Genomic DNA, 2,851 nt, shown 5'->3' with positions numbered 1-2,851 from the left:
GATGCGCAGGCTTTGGCAATTTCCTCCACGAACATGGCGAAATCCAGGTAGGAACCGCCGGCGCCGCCCCATTCTTCGGGGATGGGAATACCGGTTAAGCCCAAATCGGCCAGCTTCTTGAAAGTTCCCATCGGGAATTCATGGGTGCGGTCTGTTTCCGCCGCAATAGGTTCTATTTCATTCTGGGCAAACTTTCTGACCATATCTCTAATCATTATGGACTCGTCACTTAACTGAAAATGCATTTTCCCAACTCCTCCCCACTTATTTTCCTGTAAAATTGGCTTTTCGCTTTTCAATGAAAGCCTGCATGCCTTCCTTTTGGTCTTCCGTAGCAAAGCAAAGCGCAAATATATCAGCTTCGAGGGTCATAGCGCGGTCTATATCTATTTGTAATCCTTCTATAACCGCCGATTTGCAGAACCTGACCGCCAATTGGCTTCGGGATGAAATTCTTTGGGCTATTTTATTAACGTGATCCATCAATTTATCCGCCGGTACTACCGCGTTGACCAGTCCGATCCTTAAAGCCTCGCCGGCATCAATATTGTCCCCGGTATATATTAACTGGTTGGCCATTCCACTTCCCACTATACGGGGTAAACGTTGGGTCCCGCCAAATCCGGGAGTAACCCCCAGACCTACCTCCGGTTGACCGAACTTGCTGTTTTCCGTACAAATCCGGAAATCACAGGCCATAGCCAATTCACAGCCTCCGCCCAAAGCAAATCCGTTTATAGCGGCAAGCACCGGTTTATCTATGGATTCTATCAGGCGAAAAACTTTCTGGCCCAAACGGGCAAAATTACGGGCTTCAACCGAATTTATATTTAACATAAAGCTGATATCGGCACCGGCTACAAAAGCCTTATTTCCGGCACCGGTGATAATGATTACATTGATACTGCTATCATCCCGGGCATCTTGGATAGCAGCCTTGATATCCAGCAAAGTATCTTTATTTAAAGCATTTAAGGCCTGAGGACGGTTGATAGTCAAAAGGGCAATGCCCGGTTTTTTTTCCAGGATGACATTGGCGAATTCCAAAAACCTTACCTCCTTACTTAATGGTCCGCCTGCGGCTCTTACTACCTGCTGTAATCGTAAATGCCTTTGCCGGTTTTTCTGCCTAACCAGCCGGCCTGTACGTATTGTTTGAGCAGCGGGGAAGGACGGTATTTGGGATCTCCGTAGCCTTCATACATGACATTAAGGATGGCCAGTACGGTGTCAAGGCCAATGAGATCCGCCAAGGCACAGGGACCCATAGGATGGTTCATACCCAGTTTCATGATATTGTCGATGTTCTCGGCCGGAGCGACTCCTTCATAAAGTTCCCAGAGCGCTTCATTGATCATAACCTGCAGAACCCGATTGGAAATGAAGCCCGGTACATCTTTACACCAAACCGGGACTTTGCCCATTTTTATAGAAGCTGCCTCAACATCCTGGTAAACTTCGTCGGTAGTGGCGATTCCTCTGATCACTTCCACCAGTTTCATAACCGGTACCGGATTCATAAAATGCATGCCGATAACCTGGCCAGGCCGTTTGGTACAGGCCGCAATTTGAGTAATGGGCAATGACGAGGTGTTGCTAGCCAATATGGCATGGGGGGGAGCAATATTATCCAGTTTAGTAAAGACGTCTTTTTTTATAGCAAAGTTCTCGATAATAGCCTCAATAATGAGGTCACAGTCAGCCGCATCTTCCAGAGTTACCGAAGGTTTAATGCGCCCGAGAATAGCTGCCTTTTCTTCTTCTGCCCGCTTTCCTTTAGATACATCCCGGGACAAGTTCTTATCTATCAGAGCGATACCTTTATTAACCAGGTCCATAGTAATATCATATTGAACGGTTTCGAAACCGGCCTGGGCGGCTACCTGAGTTATACCGCCGCCCATTTGCCCTGCTCCGATAACCATAATTTTTTTAATATCCATAAATGCTGCCTCCTTCGTCCTAAGGTTCAACCTTTATAAGCATGGCATCGCCCTGGGCATGGCCGGAGCATATTCCGCATACCCCGTATCCTCCGCCCCGGCGACGCAATTCATAAGCCATGGTCATTGCTATACGGGCACCGGTGGCGCCAATAGGATGACCATATGCAATCGCACTGCCATTGGGATTAACTTTTTCGAACATTTGCTCTTTGCTCATTCCGAGAATACTGCGGGCACTAACCAGAGCAACAGCAGCAAACGCTTCATTTATTTCAACAACTTTTACGTCGTCAACTGTCAGGTTATTCTGGTCCAGAACTTTTTTGATGGAAAGCCCGGGAACGGTGGCGATATCCTTGGTGGGCTGGGATACTTCGGCATAATCAACAATAGTAAATAAAGGCTTCAGACCAAGTGCATCGGCTTTTTCTCTGCTCATAAGCATGCATACGTCACCGCCGTCATTGGTACCAGGTGCATTCCCGGCTGTTACACTGCCGGGCAAACCGGTTACGGTACTTTTATGTCCAAAGACCGGCGGTAGTTTGGCTAATCCTTCAATGGTAGTCTGAGGGCGGGGTCCTTCATCTTTTTCCAATACGTCTTTCCCTTTTTTTATCGCTACCGGGAAGACCTCATCGTCCATTTTTCCTTCCTGTATGGCTGCAACGGCTGCCAATTGGGAGTGCAGAGCCCACTCATCCTGTTCCTGGCGGCTGAATCCGAATTCGTCGGCTACTTCAGATCCATGGATAGCCATGTGACGGTCGTAGAAGGCATCCCACAGGCCATCGTAAACCATTAGATCCACACAATCGGCATTGAGCATTCCCATTCTTTTTCCCCACCTGAGATCGGGAAGGGTATAGGGACAATTGCTCATGCTTTCCTGTCCACCGGCTATA

The 2,851-nt window shown here is 48.0% G+C and carries 4 protein-coding genes; all 4 read right to left on the bottom strand.

Going from position 1 to position 2,851, the window contains the following annotated elements; translation table 11 throughout:
• A partial coding sequence (locus B3W37_RS15635; protein ID WP_483176367.1) for an acyl-CoA dehydrogenase family protein occupies positions 1–245 on the bottom strand: 245 nt, incomplete at its 3' end.
• Positions 246–264: 19 nt separating this feature from the next.
• Positions 265–1,047: a short-chain-enoyl-CoA hydratase gene (locus B3W37_RS15630; RefSeq protein ID WP_483176366.1), complete on the bottom strand. Its 783-nt coding sequence runs from the start codon at positions 1,045–1,047 to the stop codon at positions 265–267.
• A gap of 41 nt (positions 1,048–1,088) precedes the next feature.
• Entirely contained in the window at positions 1,089–1,943 is an 855-nt protein-coding gene (locus tag B3W37_RS15625) for a 3-hydroxybutyryl-CoA dehydrogenase (protein ID WP_483176365.1), read from the bottom strand.
• A 19-nt stretch (positions 1,944–1,962) separates the two neighbouring features.
• Positions 1,963–2,851: acetyl-CoA C-acyltransferase (locus tag B3W37_RS15620; protein WP_483176364.1), on the bottom strand; the 889-nt coding region annotated here is incomplete at its 5' end.

It is taken from the genome of Syntrophomonas sp. UBA5494 (assembly GCF_002426325.1).
The sequence above is the reverse complement of the archived record's forward strand: the minus strand, read 5'-3'. Positions and strand labels throughout refer to the sequence as shown.